Here is a 4,272-nt window from a genome sequence, read left to right on the forward strand (position 1 = left end):
AACTCCTATTTTTATGCCAGTGGGAACTGTGGGAACAGTCAAAGGCGTGCATCAGCGAGAACTTAAAGTAGACATAAACCCTGACATTATATTAGGGAATACATACCATTTGTATTTGAGACCACAAACTACAATACTTGAAAAAGCCGGCGGTCTGCACAAGTTTATGAATTGGGATAGAAATATTCTCACTGATAGTGGAGGATACCAAGTGTACTCACTTTCTGCCAACCGAAAAATAAAAGAAGAAGGTGTAAAATTTAAATCACATATTGATGGCAGTTATCATTTTTTTTCTCCTGAAAACGTGATGGAAACTCAGCGAACAATAGGTGCTGACATAATAATGGCCTTTGATGAATGCACACCATACCCCTGCGATTTCAGGTATGCGAAACGATCAATGCATATGACACACCGCTGGTTGGACCGCTGTATTGCACATTTAGAAAAAACACCACTAAAATATGATTACGGACAGTCATTTTTTCCAATTGTTCAGGGAAGTACTTACAAAGATTTAAGGCAACAGTCTGCAGAATACATTGCTTCAGTCGGAGCCGAAGGAAATGCCATAGGCGGACTTTCTGTTGGTGAGCCTGCAGATGAAATGTATGCTATGACAGAAGTTGTAACGGCAATACTGCCGGAAGATAAACCACGTTACTTAATGGGAGTGGGAACACCGATTAATATTCTAGAAAATATTGCTTTGGGAATTGATATGTTTGATTGTGTGATGCCAACACGTAACGCACGTAATGGAACTCTTTTTACCGCTCATGGGACCATTAATATTAAAAATAAAAAATGGGAAAGTGATTTCTCACCCTTAGATGAAATGGGAATTACTTTTGTAGATGTAGAGTATTCTAAAGCCTATCTTAGGCATTTATTTTCAGTAAATGAATTGTTAGGAAAGCAAATTGCCACAATTCATAATTTAGGATTTTATTTATGGTTGGTTCGTGAGGCCAGAAAACATATATTAGCCGGAGATTTCTACTGTTGGAAAAATAGGATGGTAAAGCAAATGGATAAGCGTTTGTAGGTGTAATTAATAAATAGCAACAAATTTTAGTATGCTCACAATTATCGACAGATACATATTAAAAAAATATCTGGGCACATTTTTAATGCTGCTTTTGCTTTTTATTCCTATTGGAATTACAGTTAATCTTGCTGAAAAGATTGGAAAAATACTAGAAAATGAAGTGCCGCTTATTGAAGTGATAACCTATTATGGATACTTTACAATTTATTTTGCTAATCTGCTTTTTCCTTTGTTTTTATTTCTTTCGGTCATCTGGTTTACTTCAAAAATGGCCAACAACACAGAGATTGTAGCAGTTTTAAGTAGTGGAATTTCTTTTTATCGGTTTTTACGACCTTACATCATAGGAGCAACACTAGTTTGTGCAGGTGCCTTGTTTTTAGGGATGTATTTGGCTCCAATGGCAAGCAAGGGTTATAATGAGTTTTCATATCAATATTTGAAAAAGGGAAAGTCTGATCGTGACATGTCAAATGTTTACAGGCAAGTTAATGACAATGATGTCATCTTTGTAAGTAGTTTTAATGCTGCTAATAAATCGGGCACTTTTTTTACGCTCGAACATTTTGACGAGAATGTTTTAGAATATAAAATTTCAGCAAACCGCATTAACTTCAACGAAGCTGATTCAACCTATACATTGTTCAATTATGTAAAACGAATTATTGGCAAAGAAGATGACCGTCTTATTACAAAATCAAGATTTGATACTATTTTTCCGTTTGAGATGGATGACCTTACTCCTGTAAATTATATTGCTGAAACATTGAATTATAACGAGTTAAATGATTTTATTGACAAAGAACTTAAAAGAGGTTCTTCTTATATAAATCGATATGAAGTTGTGCGTCAAAAAAGATGGAGCCTTCCTGTAAGTGCTTACATTTTAACTTTGATTGCTGTTGCTGTTTCATCAAAAAAGCGTCGGGGAGGAATGGGAGTAAACCTAGCTATCGGAATTTTGATAGGAATGGTTTTTATATTTTTCGACAAGGTTTTTGGAACCATGGCTGAACAATCAGATTTTTCACCTTTTATTGCTACCTGGTTTCCAAATATTTTGTTTGGCACTCTGGCTGTTTACTTACTTTATGGCGCAAAACGATAAATTACTCAATTATTTACATCTTCATTTTATAGTTTTTATATGGGGGTTTACTGCTGTTTTAGGTGCACTTATTACATTAGAAGCAACACCATTGGTTTGGTTCAGAATGTTAATTGCTTGTGTGTTGATATATTTTTATGTGCTTTGGAAACGCATCAAGCTTAAATATCCTCCATTTGTTTTAGCAGGATTTTTTATAGCCGGTTTTATCATTGCACTTCATTGGATTACTTTTTTTGCTGCTATTAAAGAATCAAATGTTTCGATTACCCTTGCTATATTGTCAACAGGAGCCTTCTTTACTTCTTTATTGGAACCACTTTTTTACAGGCGAAAAATAATATGGTATGAGGTTTTGTTTGGAGTATTTGTAATTTTGGGACTTTACATAATATTTGAGGTAGAAACTCAATATCTAACGGGCATATTACTTGCTTTAAGTTCATCTTTTTTAAGTGCTTTGTTTTCAGTGATTAATGGTAAATTTGCTGTTAAATATCCAGCCACTTCTATCTCATTTTGGGAACTCTTGTTTGGCACTCTTTGCATTACTGTATTCTTTTTAATTGCTGGTCGTTTTGATATTAGTTTCTTTTCACTTACCGGTACAGACTGGATTTACTTATTTATTCTAGCATCAGCTTGTACAGCTTATGCTTTTATTGCATCAGTACACGTAATGAAGTGGATCAAGCCCTATACCGTCATGCTGACAATAAACTTAGAACCTGTCTACGGGATTTTACTGGCACTTCTCATTTTGGGTAATACCGAGTATATGAGCTCTCAATTTTATTACGGGGCTATTGTGATTATTGCAACAGTAATTTTAAACGGAATTATAAAAACAAGTAAAAAGAGAAAAAGCAATCTATTAAACAATGCCTAATCAAACAAAGTTTTTATCTTTGTATGCTAAGTTTACTAAAAACCAAAACCAATGGAATATCTTGATTTTGAACTCCCCATAAAGGAACTTAATGAACAGTTGGAAAAATGTACTGTTATTGGAAAGGAAAGTGATGTTGATGTAACAGAAACTTGTGATAAAATTGAAAAAAAATTAATAGCAACCAAAAAGGATATCTATAAAAATTTAACACCCTGGCAGCGAGTTTTGCTTTCCAGACATCCTAATCGTCCCTATACTTTAGATTATATCAAAGCCATTTGTGGTGAAACTTTTTTAGAGCTCCATGGAGATCGGGGTGTTAAAGATGATAAAGCAATGATTGGTGGATTAGGTAAAATAGGTGACCAAAGTTTTATGCTCGTAGGCCAACAAAAGGGATACAATACCAAGACCCGCCAATACAGAAATTTTGGAATGGCAAACCCTGAAGGGTACAGAAAAGCACTTCGTTTGATGAAATCTGCTGAAAAATTTAAACTTCCAGTTGTAACATTTATTGATACCCCAGGAGCCTACCCAGGTTTAGAAGCAGAAGAGCGTGGTCAAGGAGAAGCGATAGCCCGTAATATTTTTGAAATGTCAAGATTAAAAGTTCCAATCATAGTAGTGATTGTAGGAGAAGGTGCAAGTGGTGGAGCTTTGGGAATTGGTGTAGGAGATAAAATTTTAATGCTTGAAAATACTTGGTACTCTGTAATTTCTCCTGAAAGCTGTTCCTCAATTCTCTGGAAAAGTTGGGAGTTTAAAGAACAAGCAGCTGACGCACTTAAGCTTACAGCTACTGACATGAAGAAGAATAAGTTAATTGATGCTATAGTTAAAGAGCCACTAGGAGGCGCTCATTCTGATAGAGAAACGACTTTCAAAACTGTATCAAAAGAAATTTTAAAAGCATTTGAAGAATTAAAAAACTTATCCCCAAAGGAACTGGTTGAAAACCGAATGAACAAATATTTTGAAATGGGACCTTATAAAAGTTAATTCCTAATAGTATCACTCCCTTACAATAATCCGGTTTTTCAAAATCGGATTTTTTTTACGATATTAACAATATTTAAAAGTTATTAACAGTTTAATTGTTGATGAACTGTTAAGAGTTCTATTTTCAAAAAACTATCTTTGTCTTAACATTTTATTTACATTCGCATAATGGAAAAAGTACAGCCTCACATGTCATATTCTTCAAAAAAATCACAA

Annotated in this window: 4 protein-coding genes; all 4 read left to right on the plus strand. The window is 34.3% G+C overall.

All coding sequences use genetic code 11. The features are described 5' to 3' along the window. On the plus strand, positions 1-1,051 hold a 1,051-nt coding region (tgt, locus tag AACY61_RS09610), incomplete at its 5' end, for a tRNA guanosine(34) transglycosylase Tgt (RefSeq protein WP_339611358.1). A gap of 31 nt (positions 1,052-1,082) precedes the next feature. Then, the gene (locus AACY61_RS09615) at positions 1,083-2,162 is read left to right on the plus strand and encodes an LptF/LptG family permease (protein WP_339611359.1); all 1,080 of its coding nucleotides are present in this window, start codon (positions 1,083-1,085) and stop codon (positions 2,160-2,162) included. Then, on the plus strand, positions 2,146-3,051 hold the full coding sequence (locus AACY61_RS09620; RefSeq protein WP_339611361.1) for a DMT family transporter: 906 nt from the start codon (positions 2,146-2,148) through the stop codon (positions 3,049-3,051). The genes AACY61_RS09615 and AACY61_RS09620 overlap by 17 nt, the downstream gene beginning before the upstream one ends. A 51-nt stretch (positions 3,052-3,102) precedes the next feature. Next, positions 3,103-4,056, plus strand: a complete 954-nt coding sequence (locus AACY61_RS09625) for an acetyl-CoA carboxylase carboxyltransferase subunit alpha (RefSeq protein WP_339611360.1) — start codon at positions 3,103-3,105, stop codon at positions 4,054-4,056. The last annotated feature ends 216 nt before the right edge of the window (positions 4,057-4,272 follow it).

Source organism: uncultured Planktosalinus sp. (assembly GCF_963973675.1).
Taxonomy (GTDB): domain Bacteria; phylum Bacteroidota; class Bacteroidia; order Flavobacteriales; family Flavobacteriaceae; genus Planktosalinus.